This window comes from Natronobiforma cellulositropha (genome assembly GCF_025629245.1).
Taxonomy (GTDB): Archaea; Halobacteriota; Halobacteria; order Halobacteriales; family Natrialbaceae; genus Natronobiforma; species Natronobiforma cellulositropha.
Window position 1 is genome coordinate 36,191 of the sequence record NZ_JANZXN010000007.1, and the last position, 18,302, is coordinate 54,492.

The window sequence follows — 18,302 nt, forward strand, 5'->3', positions numbered from 1 at the left end:
CGACGGAGACGTCACTCGAGACGGTCGTGGTGTCCTGAAACGCCACCCTGTCGATGACAGAGTCCTCGAGCGTCCCCTGCAGAACGCGGCGTTCGTAGCGGACCTCGATGTCCGCCTCGAAGGTGAGCGTCGACGGGCCTCGGCCCTCGAGTGCGTACGGCACCGTCGGAGTCGCCTGGCCGTCGACCGCTGCGATCACTTCGCCGTCCTGTTTCAGACGGGCACCGGTGATCTCGTGCTCGAGGAGGTGCCACTCGATCGTCTGGTGGGGCAAGGCCTCGTCGTCGGGCAGACGGACGCGGTAGTCGACGAACCCGCGAAGGTCTCCTTCGGGTGCGACGTAGCGAACGACGTCGCGGTCGTCCTAGTGGACCCACGTCGACGGCTGGATGGCGAAGACCGTCGCGTGGGCGTCGGCGATCACACCCGAGTCCGTCCGGTCTGCGTGTTCCGGATAGCGGGCGGTGTCGTGGCCGCCGGGGCTGAGCGACTCGAAGTCGAGTGCCGTCCAGCGTTCAGCCGTCTCCGGCGGCTCACTGAAGGTGACGTCGGTACACGAGACCAGCGTCTGCATCGCCGTGAGCGAGCCATCACTCGAGCACTCGTTCGGTTCTTTCGACCAGAGGGTCGCCGTTTCGTTCTCGTCGAGGTGGTCGTCGGAGGACCAGAACACCGGATTTGGGCTGGCGGGTGTGTTCGCTGGCTCAGTCGATGTGCTGGTGCTCGCTGGTTCGGTGGATGTGCTGATGCTCGCCGGTTGGGTTGGGGTGCTGGTCCCCACGGCAGTCTCACCCGAACTGGCACCATCGCCACTCACACCGATGGCGACACTCGAGGTGAGACCGACGGCGACGACGGCGAGACAGAGGGTGAGCGAAACGAAGTGCATGGCGCAGACGGGTGTGATCACCACGGGACCAGGTCGACGCAGTCGGCCAGCGGTAGCCCCATCGCGGAACCGGCGACCGTATACAGCGGCCCGAGCACGAGGAGAATCACCGCGGACTTCAGTGCCGTCCGCTTGTGCTGTTTCAGCCCCTTCTTCTGGTCCGGACTCATAGTGAACATCTCGGCTAAGGAGTCCGCCTGCCAGACGACGACCAGGCCGACGAGACCGATTGCCGTCGTGATCTGGAAGAACCCGGAGATCATATCCGGCAGCTGCTCGGCTTCGCAGACGATGCTGTCCTGGGCGGTCACCGGTTCGACGAGAACCACAGCCAGGAAGAGACAGCCGAACGCAATCTGGCGAGACAGACGCCGCCAAACGCTGGCGGTGTCGAACCTCGGCGCAGCCGCCACTCGTCTCGACTCAGACATCTCGATCACCTGCAAGCGCACAGGACAACGGATCGAGAATAACGACGTCTCCCCCCTCGAGTACGGCAGGCCGCGCCGTACTGTAGTCGTAATTCATCGAAGTAATTCATAACTCAGATCGTATAAAATATTTCGATTATATTTTGAATATAAGACATAGAGAGATCCAGGCGTGTGGAAAGAAGAGACTGCGTTGAGATATTGCCATTGTGGAAGGTGGTTGCGTCGGACAGGAAATGGCGATACGAGAGAAGCACAAAGTGCAGGCGGCGCAGTGTGGAGATGAGAGAGTGAAACCGTACACAGAAGTTACCCCACAGAGTGATGTGAGTAGACTCCGTGGGGTAACTATGGGTGACGACTGCCGAGAGAAGCCCCCGGCTCCAGACCTCCCCGCGTACGTCAGGGAACCGCTCGAGAAGCAGTCACCGGACCGGCTCGAAGCGATCGCAGCGTATGCGTCGGCGCTAGCCGCCTGGAAACGAGACGAACGTGAGCGCGAACTCGAGCAACGACGTACTGAGGAAGCCGTCGACGAGGACGAACTGGACGAACTCGAGCGACGGGGCGTCTCGACAGATCCGGCCGACTACGAAGGTGTTCCCTCGAGCGGTGCGTACGTGACCATCAAAGAGACGAAACCCGGTTACCGGTACTACTACTGGCAGTGGCGTGATGGTGAGGAGTGGCTGAACGAGTACATCGCCCCCGTACAACCGAAGGGGACAGAGAAAAGGTGAGAGAAGGAGGGGAGGAGGAGGAGAGACCGTGTGTATGGGAGATGAGTGGAGGAAGTGAGGGATGGATGAGAAGGGATGAGAAGGAAGAGATGGTGAACACACACACCCCTCAGTGCCGCTGTATAGAGTGCGAGGGTAGGTGGGGTGTCTGGGAGTGATCGTGGCTGTGGTATAGCGTCGAATACTAGCGATCGTCGTCCGTCCGTGAGAGTGTCCTCAGGACCGTTTCAATGGTTTTCTTTGCCGTTCTCAGTGTGGTTGAGTATTCGTCTGTCAACGATACCATCTAGGTACCTCATCAGAACCGCTACGTTGCTCTACACTAGTTTCTACTCTATTCCACTCTAGTTTCCATATTCCACATTGATTTCCATGGTAGCACAGCCTAGCACAGTCTAGTACATTCTAGTATATTCTAGAATCGCATATTCTAGTATCAGTGAAAACAGCTCCTGGAACAAGAAACTTTAAATACAATACCTTCGTAACAGTCCATTAAGTTAATCGAACGCACTAGTGTTCGATGGTCGATCGAACGCATCCCGCATCGACTCGAAACGTATCTCTTCTCCAATCAGTTCTCTCCGAACTCTTCTCACGTATCCTGCTGTAGAATAGTCTCTCGAGGCGTCTCGCTACAGTTCTTGTGTACTGGCCGGTCCAGCCACCGCTCGACACCTCACTTTCCCCTCCACACACCTTCGCAGCTATACAGCGGCACTCCGGGGTGTGTGTGTCTCGTTACAGCGGCACTCCGGGGTCTGTCTCTGCACTGTTCACCCCATTTTCTTCCCTTCTCTCCATTATACAGCGGCACTCCGGTGTCTCACCACTCTCCCCTCCCGTACAGGTTCTGCCGACCCACGCTCGAGCGTCTGACGTGCGTCATACAGCGGCACCGAGGGGTGTGTCTTAGAGCGTTCGACCGTGAGGGACAGTGAACAGCGTCGTTCGTCGCTCCACCGACCGGTGGTCTGACCGTCGCTCGAGGATCAATCTTCAATTATCAGCCGGGTTCGAAAACCTAGTCTTCACCCACCATCGGCCGGGTCGTGGGTTCGCCGATTTCCACCTCGCTGCCGGCCGACCGCAACACCACCCTATACAGCGGCACCGAGGGGTGTGTGTTCCTGCATACAGCGGCAACACGGACCCACGAACACCGATAGTAGCCTGTCACAACCGACTTCGCTAGATATACAGCGGCAATATGGTGTAAAGAGTTAAGTCGTGTTCACGTAACAGTGATGCAAGAAGATGGCTGACGCGCACGACTATTTCGCTCAAGAGAACGAAATCTTCCGCAACAAAGATCTCTTACAGGTGTCTCACCTCCCCGAAGGAGACCGAATCATCGGTCGCGAACAGGAACTCACGAACCTCGCGAGCGCGATTCAGCCAGCGCTCACCGGCAGCACACCCAACAACGTCCTCGTCTACGGCAAGACCGGTACCGGAAAGTCCCTCTGCTCTAAGTTCATCACCACACAGGCGATCTCTCGAGCCGCCGAAAACGACGTGACGATCGGCGTCGCCTACGTCGACTGCCTCCAGGAGTCGACCGAGACGCAGGCCGTCCAGTCGCTGGCACACCAGCTCAACGACCGCGCCGAAACCGATATTTCGATTCCCCACTCGGGGCTGAGCACCTCCGAGTACTACCGGCGACTCTGGCGCATCCTCGACGCTCGCTTCGACGCCGCACTCGTGATTCTCGACGAAGTCGACAAGATGGAGTCGGACGACATCCTCATGCAGCTCTCGCGAGCGGTCGAATCCGGGAAACTCTCCTCGAGTACGATCGGCACGATCGGTATCTCCAACAAGATCCGCTACAAGGAGTCCCTCGACGAGCGCGTCAAATCGAGTCTCTGCGAGCGCGAGTACGTCTTCCCACCCTACGACGCGACCCAGATCCAGGAGATCCTCCACTCGCGTTCGGACGCGTTCCACGACGACGTCCTCGAAGATAGTGTCATCCCGCGCGTGGCCGCGCTGGCAGCGCGCGAACACGGCGACGCCCGCAAAGCCATCGACATCCTCCGCTTCGCCGGCGAAATCGCCCAGGAGAAAGACCTCGAGCAGGTCACCGAATCCTGCGTCAACCTCGCACACGACCGCGAAGAGACCAGCCGGCTGGCAGAGCTCATCTCGAAGTCGCCGAGTCACGCGAAACTCGTCCTCGAGTCGATGGCACTCCTCGCGAAACAGCCCGACCGTACCGACGAGGCGGTCCAGACGACCGAAATTTTCGACCTGTACAAACGCCTCTGTGACCGCGACGACTCCTCTCACCTCAAACTACGACGGGTCCGCGACATCCTCTCCGAACTCGAGTTCCTCTCGATCATCGAACAGGAACGGAAGTGGGCCGGGAAGGGAAAGGGCAACTACATGGAGAACCGTCTCGTCGACGACCCGGACGTCATCATCGCGGCGTGTGAGGAGTCCAGTCGCTAATCTTTCGGTGCCATAGACGGATCGAGGCGGATGGCCCGCACGCTCGAGATGGTACCGACTGCTTCTGCAAGATGGTGCCGGCTGCTTCTGCAAATGAGTACGTGTCCGCGAACACGAGTACGCGTCCACGAGCGAGTGAGAACTATGTTTGAAACATGCCGATGTCCTTCACGACGTACACGAATGATGACTGAAATTTAATAGAAACTCTCATATATAATTTCCATTGCTTACTGCATATGGATAGTTTCTGGAGGACGACAGTTACGATCCTCTTTTCGATATTGATGATGACGTCGCTTGCAGCCCCGGCTCTTGCTGGCGGTGGGTTCGATACTACGGATTCAGTGAACGGAGTCGCAGGTTTCGGTTCGGGCGCTGGCATTGGCGACATTCCGGTCAGCAGTCCCACTGCAACTTCGGTGACTGACCACTCGAACTCGAGTGGCGCGACCCCGGTAGTCTCGTCCCAGAACGGGACTACTGAACCACCCGAACGAGACCCAGTTTCCGCTGGTCTGCCAGCGGTCGAGAGATTGTGGCTGACCGAGGCGGCGCTGCTCGACCTCGAGGAGAGCACGAATCGGTCAGACGCCGACTACGCTTCGGTTGCGGACTCGTTGAACGCATCGCTCGAACACTATCCAACGGCGCTTCGCGTTGACGACCGTCGTGCGTTCGACCATCAGGCCGACGCGCTCCATCAGTTGTCGAGGGAAACCGGAAACGGTGACGACGATATCGTGAATGCTTCCTCGCACGCAATTTTGTTAGCGGGTGAAGACACCGCTCGGCTCGCCGTCGAGGAGGCAAACCGATCGCTGGCATGGTTCAGAGACGATCTCGATCAGTGGGCAACCGCCGATATCGAGCGGGCCATTAGTGACGGCGAGCGGGCACTCGAGCGTGCTGATGCTGACCTCGAGAGCGACCACGCGTACGATCTCGAGCAGGAGATTCAGGCACGAGCAAATGCGATCGATCATTACCGCGAGGCAGTCCACCACGCTGATCGGGCGCACGACCGTCTCTCGAGGGCGGCTGACCCCGACTTCCGGGTGTCTGCTAACCAACCCGTCGACGTGAACGGGACGATCTTCGTGAGCGTCTCAGGAACCGTCCGCGGGCCGCAGGCCACCGACTTCGAGACGCTCGAGGCGAGTGTCAGTGGCGAGGCGATCACCAACAGTTCGCTCCACGACCGGCGAGGATACGGGACGTCAGTCACCAGTACCGTTCTGGTCGAACTCGAGGGCATCGACGACGAGAACGTGACGATCGACCTGGCGGCCGTTTCTACCGACGGTGACGAGCCGTTGACACGGTCGGTGACGATCGACCTCGACGAGGCGTCGGTCCACTCGGTTCGCAACCCCAACAAATCCTACACCGAGCGCGTCGTCGACGACGAGAGTGGCGTTGCCGTCGACGTCACTGGTGACGGTCTCACCCCCGGTGACGTAACGGTGCGCGACGAGACGCCCGCAGCCGACGACGCATTCCGGGCGGGACCGATGGTCCGCATCGAGAACCGCACGGCGATCGACGCGGCCGAGGTGACGATCCCACTCGATGACGGCGTCGACCCCGCGGCGAACCTCTCGATCTACACCTGGGATCCGACGAGTGACGAACCCTGGACACCCGTCGAGACCGAGATCGACGTCGAAACTGGCGTCGCAATCACCGAGGTGGACGCGTTCTCGTACTTCTCGGTCTTCTACATCGATACGTGGACGGACGCGACGACCGCGTCGGCAATCGTCGACGACGACCACATAATCGAGGAAGGCGCCGGCGGCTTCGACCTCGTGGACCTGGTGTTCGTCGTCGACGCAACGCAGACTGACACCGAGGACGCACTCACGGACACGACGGAGACGGCGAGCGTGCTTCTCGACGCCCTCGTTCCGGAAGACCGCGCTGGGCTCGTCACTTTCGGGACGAACGCGACCCTGAACGAATCGCTCACGAGAGATCACGGGACCGTCCGAGATGCACTCGAGGGTGCGGCAGTTCGCAACGAATCGCCGTCGCTCGCGGCTGGGATCGAGGCTGGCGCCGCCGAACTCGACGCCCAGGGTCGGTACGACGAGCGCGAACTGATCGTCCTCTCGAGCGGGGCGACCGACAACGAGTCGGCCGCCCTCGCTGCTGCGGACGCGGCTGCGACCAGCGGCGTTTCCGTCAACACGCTCGGTGTCGGGCCGACCGTCGACGAAGACGTCCTCGAGGCGGTGTCCGAGGCGGGTGGCGGCGACTACGCACGCGTGTCCGATCCGGCGGACCTGCCACGTGATCTGCTCGGTGCGACCGGCCAGGCGGGATGGACGAACGAGAGTCTGTGGGACCTCTCCAGTGGCTGTTCGTTCCAGGAGAGTCAGGTTCTCGAGGGCGAGCAGGCGCTCTACTGTAACAACGTCGAGACGGCAATCTACGAGCAGGTGACGATCGACACCGAGGAAGAGTACACCGTCGCCGGAGCCTACATCACGGATCGCGAGTCGGTCGGGGCTGGCATCCGGTGGGGACTCGGCAGCGGGAACGACGTCGACCTCGGCGTTCGTATCACCGACTCCGGCATCGAGTGGCGACGGACCGACGACAGCGATCCCGAGATCGAAACTGGGGTGAGCAGGGATAGCTGGGTCCGCTTCGAAATCGCCTGGGACGACGGCGAGATGCTCTACCGGGAGTGGGAACCCGGGGAGAGTAGGCCCGACTGGCAGGCGAACACGACCGCGTTCGAACCGCTGCAGTCGCAGTTCACCATCTCGACGGGAACTGGCGCGTGTTGCGGCCGCGAGATCTATTTCGATGGCTTTAGCGAGGACGTCGTCCTCGAGCGCGTCGGCGAACTCGACGTCTCGCTCCGGGATACCAACGGCGACGGCATTCCCGATGCGGTCGCTGACCTCGACTTACGGATGCCAACCGGCGAACCTGGCGTCGTCGGCCAGCCACTCGAGCTCGACCCCATCGCGGTCGACACGAGCGGTGATGGAATCCTCGACACCGAGACCGTCGACGTCGACTACCGCGTGCTCGAGCGAGACAACGAGACGTACCTCGAGGCGAGAGTCACGAACGCCACCCACAATCCCGGACGGATCGACACCACCGGTGACGGATTGACCGACGCCGAGCAACTCCGTGGATGGAACATCTCCTACACGACGGACGTCGAGTCCACAGATGGCTTCATGGGGGCGATTGCGGTCGAGGAGGGTGAAGAGATCGACCTCGAGTCACTCGAGGCGTTCTTCGAGGAGGACACTGTCTACGCGAACCCGCTGACCAGCGACACGAGCGGTGACGGTCTCGCGGACATCGACGAACGACTCCTCGGAACGGACCCGGAGCGAACCGACACCACGGATGACGGAATCGACGACGCTCGAGCCGAGCGCTTCGGCGCGGATCCGACGTTGTTCGACAATCAGGGCCCGGATATCGACGTCTACTACTGGGCCTGGGCGAAGCCGCGGGGCAGTCTCACGACCTACTACGAGGTCAGCTTCTTCGCTGGAGATCCCGCTGGTCTCGAAGTCGCGGAGGTGCTCTACGAGCAGGAGGTTAGAACGACCCACGACCTCGAGGGCGAACACGACAGCGCCTCGAGTGAGTTCGAGACGGGGGCGTTCAATACGGTCACCGATGTCTTCAGCGGCACGCAGGTACACGTCGAAGCGACCGACAGCCACGGAAACGTCGGGCATGAACCGGCGATCACGCGCCACGATGTCTTCGGTGAACTTGCCAGCGAACTCGCAAGCGAGGGATTCGGTGGGGAACGACTTGCTGGTGACCTCGGGACGCTCTCTGGCTTCTCCACCGGCGCGGTCGAGACCGCGGAGTTCTTCGAGGCGCTGTTGACCGATCCGCTCGGCATGTTGGCGGCGATCAAGGACGTGATCGGCACGATCACCGACTTAGACGAGATCATCGCCGCGCTCCCGGATGCGGTCGAGCAGGAACAGGAGCGACACAACCCGTACGACGCCGACGATCCCGAGGAAGCCATCCTTCACGCCGCCTACCGCCAGGGCTGGTACGAAGGCTACGTTGCGTACATGGTCGTGGAAATGGCCATCCCCGCAGGGGAGGCCGGGCAGGCGCTGCGGAGTTCCGATCGGCTGCAGAGTGCAGTGAACACGGTCGACCAGACGGGTGACCTGCAACGGGCGGCCCGCTACGCTGGGCAGGCAAAACACGCGGCTGGCGCACCGGTTCGCTACACCGGGCATCACCTCTCGCAAGGACTCCACAGGACGTACGGGCTGAGTAGCCAGGCCACCGAGAAGGTGTTGGCGCAAGTTCGGACGACCGGCCAGCAGCAAAAGGTGGTGACGCAGCTGCGTGACGTCGACCTTCGAACGACCGACCGTCTCTCACCGCCCCAACAAGAGCGTCTCGGGTTGCTGCTGGCGAGGTCAGGAGACGACGGTGTCGCGACGATCAACCGGATGGACGGGCCGGCAATCGAGTCGCTGCTCGATCTCCCACAGGCACAGCAGGCCACGGCGCTCAACCGGGTGTCAGAGGTTGATCAACAGCGGTTAGCCGACCTCAGCGGCCAGCACGATGCCCTCGTGCGCGCCGTCGCTCGTGAGGGTGACGTTAGCCGGGTGCTGAACGACCTCGATTCGGCGTCGCAGGTGACGTATTCGGGATCACAGGTCGTCGTCCACGGGACGCGCCACGGCGTCGACGTCGACGTCACCTACCCACAAAACGGTGAGAACTTCTACGTCTCGCGGAGTGATCGCGTGGACTCGATCGACGAGCTTCGCGGGATAAATAGCCAGGACATCGGACGGACGGTCGTCGAAGAAGACATTGCCCGAACGATCGTCAGGGACCGTCCCAACCAGGAGGTCGTCTTCTCCGGTCAGGGCGCGGATCCGGGGATCGATCTGATCACCAGGGACACCCAAACTGGTGAGTACATCATCACCGAGGTCAAGTTCACGCGCTCGTCCGAGACGATCGGGAAGGGCAAGTTTAGCTCGACGCGGCAACTCGACGATGGACGAGACGCACGACAGATGTCCGACGAGTGGGTCGAAGATGCGTTCCAAAAGGAGATCTTGGATGAAGGTGTGGACGTTCCGTCAGATCTCCGAGCGAGTATACAGGATGGAACCTACCGAAAGGAGGCCATCGTTGTCCAAGACAGCAACCCTGGAAACACGATTACGAAAGGACTATCGGATCCTGAACTAAACTTCGATCACGTGTCGGTAGTTCGGACTGGTGGTGTAACAAAGCCTTCGTGAAACCATGATTTCAGAAAACCGCCTTGAGGCCATACACGAGCGGGTTCGAGAAGATATCGAGTTCAGGCTCCAACGGTGGAACAAGGGCGAAATCGCGGACCAAATCGTCCCAAAGCACAAGTATGGGGTCGCTGGTCGTTACCAGACGCTCGGGCACTGCAATGCACTCCTTGGGAACGGGGAAATGGCACAAGAGGCCTACGCCGAGGCCACGGTATACTACCTCGAACGCGTTCAAGAAGCTCGCAAACGTCGAGACGACCTCGACCCGACGTACTGGGAGCACGAACCGGCGGTGCTCGTCAGCGCGATGACCGCCGCACAGCTCGCCGAAGCCGGCGAACTGCTCGCCGACGCCGCCCGGAAAGCGCTCGCGATGGACGAAGCGTACCTCGATCGGTTCGCACCAGAGTACGACGACAGTCCATTTCGCTTCTACAATGCCCAGGTTCGGGGTGTAATCGTGCTCGACGACGACCGGCAATCGGATCTCCTGGACGCATACCGCGACGCAGTCGCTGGATTGAACAACCCGTACGCGGAGACGATGGGTGACGTGTACGCGGCCATCATCGATGGCGATGCGGCCGGCGTCGTCGCAGGACTCGAGACGCTGCTCGGCAACCACGACGAAACCGTGACCGCGTCGACTGACCACCCGGACGACTTCATCGCGGACACACCGGCAGCGCTGTGTCTGCTCGTACGCGATCGTGGCCTCGACGTCACGATTCGAAGTGAGTACGTCCCCGACGTACTCGTCCCGACGGACGCGAAACACGTCGTCGGACAGAACGGCGATCGGACTGATCAAGGGGACGCCAACGTCGACATTCCCCACGTTGAGCGCGACGACGAAACGGGCGGCTACGTGATCGTCGAGACGATCACTCACCCAGGTGGACGCGACCTGACCGCAGAGGACGTGCCGAAAACAGAAAAGGGGCGGCTGCTCTCTGAGGAGTGGCTCGACGCAGTAATCGACGAGTTGCAGAGCGCAGACGAAGCGTTCCCGCAGGAACTCGGGAAGGAACTCCAGATTGCCCACGAAAAAGGCGTGTTAGCGCGGAAGCTGGTCGTTCTACAGGAGCGTACGGGAGCCCACACATTCGGCGAGTCGGTGAGCGAGCTGGGCGTCGACCAGATCGAACTTGTGAAGGGAACGGGTGACACCGCGAACTAACTCCACCGTCCTTGGATAAACGTGGATCCCTCATTACTGAAGATTGATAGGACGTTAACGTAGCCTCTTCCTGAATCTTTCGAAACCGAAGGATGACGGGTTCGTGGCCCACCAGCAACCGCAGCAGACGCCTTCCTAGTCCGAACATTAATTACATGGGGTACTTCTCTTGTGGCATGGCGGATTATTGGTTAAGTTAGGGGCGTCGGCTCGCATCCGCTGACTGTAACATTACCCGCAACTCATTTATATATAAGTTTCGTACGGTGTTACACCGTGCTCCGACGCATCGAACTCGAGGTCCTCGCTACCATCGAACGCGGCGACACGATCTCCGAGCTCGCGATGAAGCTCGACCACAGCGAGAGCTATCTCTCCCGGGCTGTCGCGGCCCTCGTCGAGAAAGGCCTCGTCTACACGGAACGCGACGGTCGCCGAAAGCGGGTCGTTCCCTCTGATAGCCGGGCCGTCGAAGTCTACCGTGACCCGCGATACAGTTGAGCGTATCCTCTGTACGCAGTGTAGGTGTTGGCAACTGCTGACGAAATTTGGGGCGGTTGTGGTAGCAGCGCTTTGATATCGCGGGGTGGATTGCTGACGACGTTTGGCTTTCGCTCCGTTCGGCACTCGAGGATGGCGAATCTCAAACCGTAGTCGCGGCCATCTCTGTCGGATGCGCCGGTGACAAACTCGACGACACCCTGCTCGAGCGGTGACGACTCCACCCGTTACTGGGCTGCCGAGTCGCGACAGTGCTCGACGAACTCTTCGACCATCTCCTTGAACGCCTCGAGATTGTCACCCCTCGTGAGAACGCTGAAGGGCGCTCTCGGTTCGCCACTGGGTACGCCATCGAGTGACTGGAACCGCTCGAGGAACGTGTCGAACGCGGCGGGGTCCCAGGAGACGGGCGACTCCTCCGGGTTCTCGTCGTCCAACGGCGTCCTCGCAGGCCACACTTTCACTTTGCCGGTGACGTTCGCGGTGAACACGCTCGGGCGGCCACTGTGGTCTCCCTGGTGGGCCCGTACTTCGACTTTCACTCTGGCATTTTTCACCCCCGAAATGTCGACGTGGTCACCGATCTCGTTCGAGAACTCGTAGAGATCGACGAACGCTCGGTACTCCGCTTCGGTGATCTCTGCCGTTCGCACCTTCCGGTCGAGGTCCTCGAACATCTCCGCCTCGGTCGCGATGAAGTCGGCTCCCGTGCGGGACGTGGAGGACGACGCCTTCGCCTCTTCAGTCTGTCCGTACAGCCGTGGGACAAAGACCGTCTCCTCGTCGCTCGCGAACTGGACGACCTCGATTGCGAGTACTTCGACGTCGCGCATGGTCTCGTTGAGGAACTCGACGACGCGCTTGAGTTCGCTCGGGACCTCGTCGGCGACGAAGACAAGCCGAATCTGCTTCGAGCGAAGGTTCTTCTCGACGTCGTCGAAGAACCCGTCCGTATCTTCCTCGCCGAGCAGTGCTACGAGCGTTTCTTCGGCAGAAATATCGCGTTCGTCACACGTCTCGACGAACCGCTCACGGAGCGTCTCCGCATCCCAGAACATGCTCGCGTGAGCGACGTAGTCGAGCATCTGGCCGACGATTTTCCGTCGGATCTCCGTATTGTCGCTCCGTTTGACTTCGACGATGGTTGGAACCGCGTCCTGGTCTACGAACAGGTGATCGGCGGACCACCGTTCGCCCCCGCCGCGTTTGTCCGGAACGGCCTGCTCTCGAGCGATCAGCGCCCACCGGTCGACACCACTGTCGGATAGCTGTCCTCCGGCGAGGAGTCGCGGGTACTCGGCGAGTTTCTCCTGGAGTAATCGCTCGTATTCGTACGGTTCCTCGGTCATTTCGATCAGATCGTTCCCCTTCCGCAGGTAGATGATGTCGTTCATCGACTCTGCTGTCCCCTTCGAGGCCGCTGCCAAAAGTATAGCTATCTGAATGTTTTGGGGTTCACATAGTCTACAGGGGGTGCACCCGGTGATCTAAACCGTCCGTAGATGGGGGCCAACCCCACCAGCCGAAACGTATTGCCCCATGGATTTATCTCCTGACAGTTACAACTGTTCCATCTCTGAAATGGGAGGAGGAAAATGGACAGACGAAACCTGACTTTACTTTGTACTGGAGACCTTCACTTGGGTCGCCACCCCACGCGGATACCGTCGGAACTCGACGGCCAGCAGTTCTCACCGACGGCAGTCTGGCGGGAGACGGTCGAAGAGGCGATACGGCGCCGTGTCGATGCGGTCCTGGTTACGGGCGACGTCGTCGACCGTGAAAACCGGTACTTCGAGGCGTACGGGGCGTTCGAAGAGGGGGTGCTGCGACTCGAGACCGAAGACATCCCGCTCGTCGCGGTCGCCGGAAACCACGATTTCGACGTTCTCCCGCGGCTGATCCGAGAGATCGACTCCGAGAACGTCACGCTGCTCGGAGACGGCGGTCGCTGGGAGCAGTGGACGCTGACCGGTGATGACGAGCCACGGCTGCACGTCCACGGCTGGTCGTTCCCACGCGCCCACGTCGTGACCAGCCCGCTCGAGGAGTACGACCTCTCGGCCGAGTCGGCGGCACCCGTCCTCGGAGTCGTACACGCAGACCTCGGATCGGCCGGTAGCCAGTATGGCCCCGTCCACCCGGACGAATTGCTCGAGAAACCCGTCGACGGGTGGCTCCTCGGACACATCCACAAGCCCACCGTTCACAACGAACGGGATCCGTTCGTCTTCTACCCCGGGTCGCCCCAGCCGCTGGATCCCGGCGAGCGCGGTGTTCACGGGCCGTGGGAACTCCAGATCACCCCCGGTGGGGCGCTGACCGCAGCACAGGTTCCGCTGGCGACGGTCCGCTACGGCCGGTTCGAGGTCGACGTCAGCGGGGCCGGCGACCCGAAGGCGGTTCCTTCGCTCGTGCGAGCGGCGGTCGAAGAGCGAGTCCGGTCCGGTGGTGAACTGGAGGCACTCGAGTTGGTGCTCGCTCGTGTTCGGCTCACCGGCCGGACGACTGCGCACTCGGCGCTTCATCGCCACCGTGCGACGATCGAAGACGACCACGGGTTCACGGTCGGGACCGTCCCCGTCCGTCTCGACTCGATCGAGGTTGCCACCAGACCGGCGATCGATCTGGAGCAGCGAGCGGGGGGTGACGGTCCCGACGCCTACCTCGCCGACCTCTTGCTCGCGATCGAGAACGGCACCGTCACCGACGACTACGGCCCGCTGGTACAGGAGGCACTCCGGTCGGTACGGACGGCACAGGACTCCGGTGCGTACCGAGAACTACGACGGCAGGGACGGCTCGACTCGTCGGACGAGACCGACGCCGTCTCGGTGCTCGAGTCCCAGGCGAGACTGTTGCTCGATACGCTGATCGAACAGAAGGAGGCGAGCACATGAGCGAGAACAGCCTCTCTATCGAGGACCTCGACATCGTCCGGGCACCCGGGTTCGAATCAGGTGGGTTTCAGGCAACTGATCTCTCGGGCGGGATCAACGTCGTCTACGGGCCGAACGCGAGCGGGAAGACGACGATGGCGCGATCACTACAGGACCTGCTGTGGCCGGGCGAGGCTCGAGCGGGCTCGTCACTGGTCGGCCGGCTCTCCCTGAACGGTGACGAGTGGCGGGTCAGGACGGACGAAAGTGGTGTCGCGTACCAGCGAAACGGTCAGGAGGCGAACGGGCCGGGGCTGCCACCGGCCGACCAACGCGACCGGTACCACCTCTGTCTGCACGACCTCCTCAGAGCGGAGACCAGAAACGAGTCGTTCGCGGCGACGATCGAACGCGAATCGGCTGGCGGGTTCGACCTCGCCGCGGCCGCCGACAGCCTGGAGTTCGACGATAGCCCGAGTACGAGGGGGATTAGAGAGGTGTCCGATGCCGACTCCGCCGTCGAGGACTGGCGGGAGGCGCAGGCTGCGATGGAGACCCTCCGGGACGAGCAACGACAGCTCACGAGACTCCGGGCCGACCGGGAGAGAGCGAACGAAGCCCGCGACCGGGCCGAACTCCTCGAGCAGGCCCTCGACCACGCGGAGGCACGGAACGACCTCGATACCGCAACTGCAGCGGTCGCGGCGCTTCCGGACACGCTGGCGTCGGTCGACGGTGACGAGGCCGAAACCGTCGCCGAACTCGAGGGCGAGATTTCGGAGTGGCGAGGAAAGGAGGCCGATGCGGAGGCGACGCGAGCTGACGCACGCGATGTGCTGGGCGAGGTGGCCCTCCCGGACGAGGGCGTCGCCGACGGCGTGGTAGAACGGCTGAAATCGTTGGCGAACAGACTCGGCTCGCTCGAGCGAACGCGCCGCGACAACGCAGCCGATCTGGACGCCGCCCGCGCCCAACGTGCAAGCTGTGTCGAAGACGTTTCGGTCGACGTCAGTGAGGAGGCGCTGGCCGGTCTGGATTCCGATGCACTGGGTGAGATTTCCGCCTTCGTTCGCGATGCCGAGCGGGTCCGGGAGGACCGCCAGCGCTACGAGGCGACCCAGCGGTGGCTGGAAGACCAGCAGCATCCGGACGCGGATCTTCAGACGCTTCGACAGGGCCGACAGGCGCTCGAGAACTGGCTGAAAACACAGCACAGGGAACCGGTGACGACGGGTGCGTCGCCGTTGCTCATCGGTGCGATATCCGCCCTCTTGCTCGGTGTCGCCGGGGTCGCTCTCGGCTATCTCGTCCACCCGGCACTCTACCTGTTCGTCGCCTCCGGTCTCCCTATCGTCGCCTACGGCTACTACGCACGGCCGTCGGTGCCGGAAGCGTCGGACGCCGACACGGTTCACCGAACGTCGTTCGAGGACCTCGGTCTCGAGCCACTGGAATCCTGGGAGCCCGAGGAGGTCAGGCGGCGTCTGACAGACATCTACGGAGCGATCGCCGCCCACGAGTTCGGAGCGCTCGTCGACGAACGCCGAGACGCGCTCGAGAGTGGCTCAGAACAGCTCGAGAGACAGGAAGACGACATTCAGCGCCGCCGACGCGACCTTCGAGCGCAGTTCGGTATCGACCTCGACGTCTCCGACGTCGAGCTGCTCGCCTTCGCGAAGTGTGTCCTGCGCTGGCAGGAGCACAACGACCGCGTCGTCGGTCTCGAGAGTGAGATCGGTACGATCGATGGCCAGCTCGAAGCCGCCCGCGAGGACCTCGACGCAGCGCTCGAGCCCTACGGCTACGAGACCATCGAAGACGCCGCTCGCGCGGACGAACACATCGCCAACCTCGAGTCTCGAGTGAGTCGCCACCGTGAGGCGAGACGGGACCTCTCGCGGGCGACGGCGACGGTCGAGGAGGCGACAGCGAAGATCGGCCAACTCGAGACCGAGCGGGACGCCGTTTTCGAGGATGCGGGACTCGACCCCGGCGAAACCGAGCGACTGCGGATGCTCTGTGACCGCGCAGACGAGTACCGGACCGCCGTCCAGGAGGTGAACCGGGCGGAGGCCATCGTCGAGCGGGAGGCTCGAGCGCTCGAGACCTATCCCGGCTTCGAGCCAGATCTGCTGACGCAAGCGGTCCCCGAACTCGAGCGAGAGAAACGACGTGTCGAAGAGACGGCGGACACCTACGACGAGATCCAGCGTACGATCACCGAGATCGAGACGAAGGTGAACGAAGCGAAAGACGGCTCCGCCGTGGAGGCAGCGGCCGCCGAGAAGCGACGGGCGCTCGACGCGCTCGAGGGGAAGCTGGCAGAAGACTGTGCCTCGCTCGTCGGCTCCGTCCTCACCGACCACGTCCGGGAGGCGACGGGTGAGACGAGCCGCCCAGCCGTGTTCCAGCACGCCCGCGAGGTACTCGCCCGGATCACCCACGGCCGGTACCGTCTCGACCTCGACGAGTCGGGTGACGGCACGTTCCGGGCGTACGATACGGTCACCGAGCAGGGATACGACCTCGACGACCTCTCGAGTGCCACCAGACTCCAGGTGTTGCTGGCCGTCCGCGTCGCGTTCGTCGAACAGCGAGAGCAGGGAACACAGCTCCCGCTGATCCTCGACGAAACGCTGGCGAATACGGACGACGGAAAGGCAGGAGTCATCATCGACTCGATGATCGAACTCGCGAACGGAGGCCGCCAGGTGTTCTACTTCACGGCACAGGGCGACGAGGTCGGTAAGTGGCGACGTGCACTCGAGGAGACGGCGACCGTCGACTACCGTGAAATCGATCTGTCGACCGTGAGGGGACTCGACGACGACATCCACGTTCCCGACCTCGAGAGTCTCTCCGTTCACGCCGCCTCGCCGCCGACTCCGGACGGCCACGACCACGAGTCGTACGGCGAAGCGCTCGGTGTCGAGCCGTTCAACCCACGTCTGGGCGCTGGCAACGCCCACCTGTGGTACGTCGTCGACGACGTGGCGCTCCTGTCTCAGCTTCTCGAGCAGGGCATCGAGCGGTGGGGCCAGCTACGGACCCTCCTCACGTGGGTCGGCCCGGCCGTGATCGTCGACGAGCCGGCGCACCTGGACGGCGTCGAGGCAAACGGTGTGGCACTCGAGGCGTTCGTCCGTTCGTGGGAGATCGGCCGCGGCGAGCGTGTCGACCGGGAAGTGCTCGAGGACTCTGGGGCCGTGAGTGGGACGTACATCGACCGCGTCACCGACCTCGCCGAAGGGCTCAACGGCGAGGCCGAGCGGATCGTCGAGGCACTCAGAGACGGCCGCGTCGACCGGTTCCGCACCGGAAAGATCGACGACCTCGAGACCTACTTCGCGGAGAACGGGTACATCGAGTCGGTCGAACCGATCGCCCCCGAGGCGATCCGGCTCACGATGGCCAGCACCTACGTCGAGAACGGTCTCACTCGAGCGCAGGCGACCCAGCAGGCCGACGCGCTGCTCGAGCGGATCGCGTCCACCGCACGGGCGGTCACAGACCCCGTCGAGACGAGCCACCAGTCGGCGTAGGATTCGATCGCGCTGGCCGATCACGAGTTTTCGGCCGTGTTTCGGTCACTACCTCACGGTGTCCGCTGGTAGCGCCTGTCAGCTGGGCACTGGAGTGTACGCCGGTTTCATCGGTGGTGCCTGCTGTGTTCTCGAGAGAGGAGTAGAGGCCGTCGTACAATTCGCGGTTTCTGCTGGGGGCATTCCTGTGTATCTCGGTGTGTGATCAGTCACCGCGAGCGCACAGAACCGTCTGGGACCGTCATCGCCACGGCCAGTCGGCGAGGATACGGTCACAGACCAAGTCGGTTCGCTATCCGTCTTTAGCTAAGCGGAGAACCACGTGACAGCGGCGGCTTATCGAGGCATCTTTTCGAGAGGAATGAGGAGGCAACGGCTGTGTCCAACAGCGCCTCCTC

The 18,302-nt window shown here is 62.1% G+C and carries 8 protein-coding genes and 2 pseudogenes; 7 read left to right on the forward strand and 3 right to left on the reverse strand.

What is annotated here, in order from left to right:
- Positions 1-4: 4 nt before the first annotated feature.
- Positions 5-889 (reverse strand): annotated as a pseudogene (locus N0B15_RS18390) (DUF8186 domain-containing protein); the annotation flags it as partial.
- 17 nt (positions 890-906) lie between these two features.
- Positions 907-1,320: a DUF7985 family protein gene (locus N0B15_RS03880; protein WP_263018132.1), complete on the reverse strand. Its 414-nt coding sequence runs from the start codon at positions 1,318-1,320 to the stop codon at positions 907-909.
- Between the two features lie 350 nt (positions 1,321-1,670).
- On the opposite strand from N0B15_RS03880, the gene N0B15_RS03885 reads away from it, so the two are divergent.
- The 5 genes and pseudogenes from N0B15_RS03885 to N0B15_RS03905 all read left to right on the forward strand — a co-directional run.
- Complete coding sequence (locus N0B15_RS03885) at positions 1,671-2,060, forward strand: hypothetical protein (protein ID WP_263018134.1); 390 nt, start codon at positions 1,671-1,673, stop codon at positions 2,058-2,060.
- A gap of 1,257 nt (positions 2,061-3,317) precedes the next feature.
- On the forward strand, positions 3,318-4,520 hold the full coding sequence (locus N0B15_RS03890) for a Cdc6/Cdc18 family protein (protein ID WP_263018135.1): 1,203 nt from the start codon (positions 3,318-3,320) through the stop codon (positions 4,518-4,520).
- A 743-nt stretch (positions 4,521-5,263) separates the two neighbouring features.
- Positions 5,264-9,799 carry a VWA domain-containing protein gene (locus N0B15_RS03895; protein ID WP_263018136.1) on the forward strand — a complete coding sequence of 1,512 codons (4,536 nt, stop codon included), beginning with the start codon at positions 5,264-5,266 and terminating at the stop codon, positions 9,797-9,799.
- Between the two features lie 4 nt (positions 9,800-9,803).
- A complete protein-coding gene (locus tag N0B15_RS03900; protein ID WP_263018137.1) occupies positions 9,804-10,982 on the forward strand; it encodes an Imm49 family immunity protein in 1,179 nt (392 codons plus the stop codon).
- A 276-nt stretch (positions 10,983-11,258) separates the two neighbouring features.
- A pseudogene (locus N0B15_RS03905) lies at positions 11,259-11,468 on the forward strand (MarR family transcriptional regulator); the annotation flags it as partial.
- A 242-nt stretch (positions 11,469-11,710) separates the two neighbouring features.
- Here N0B15_RS03905 and N0B15_RS03910 read toward each other — a convergent pair.
- Positions 11,711-12,877 carry a hypothetical protein gene (locus N0B15_RS03910; protein WP_263018138.1) on the reverse strand — a complete coding sequence of 389 codons (1,167 nt, stop codon included), beginning with the start codon at positions 12,875-12,877 and terminating at the stop codon, positions 11,711-11,713.
- 201 nt (positions 12,878-13,078) lie between these two features.
- Between N0B15_RS03910 and N0B15_RS03915 the strand changes: the two genes are divergently transcribed.
- Both N0B15_RS03915 and N0B15_RS03920 read left to right on the forward strand, forming a co-directional pair.
- Positions 13,079-14,383: a metallophosphoesterase family protein gene (locus N0B15_RS03915; protein ID WP_263018139.1), complete on the forward strand. Its 1,305-nt coding sequence runs from the start codon at positions 13,079-13,081 to the stop codon at positions 14,381-14,383.
- Positions 14,380-17,904, forward strand: a complete 3,525-nt coding sequence (locus tag N0B15_RS03920; RefSeq protein WP_263018141.1) for an SMC family ATPase — start codon at positions 14,380-14,382, stop codon at positions 17,902-17,904. The genes N0B15_RS03915 and N0B15_RS03920 overlap by 4 nt, the downstream gene beginning before the upstream one ends.
- The last annotated feature ends 398 nt before the right edge of the window (positions 17,905-18,302 follow it).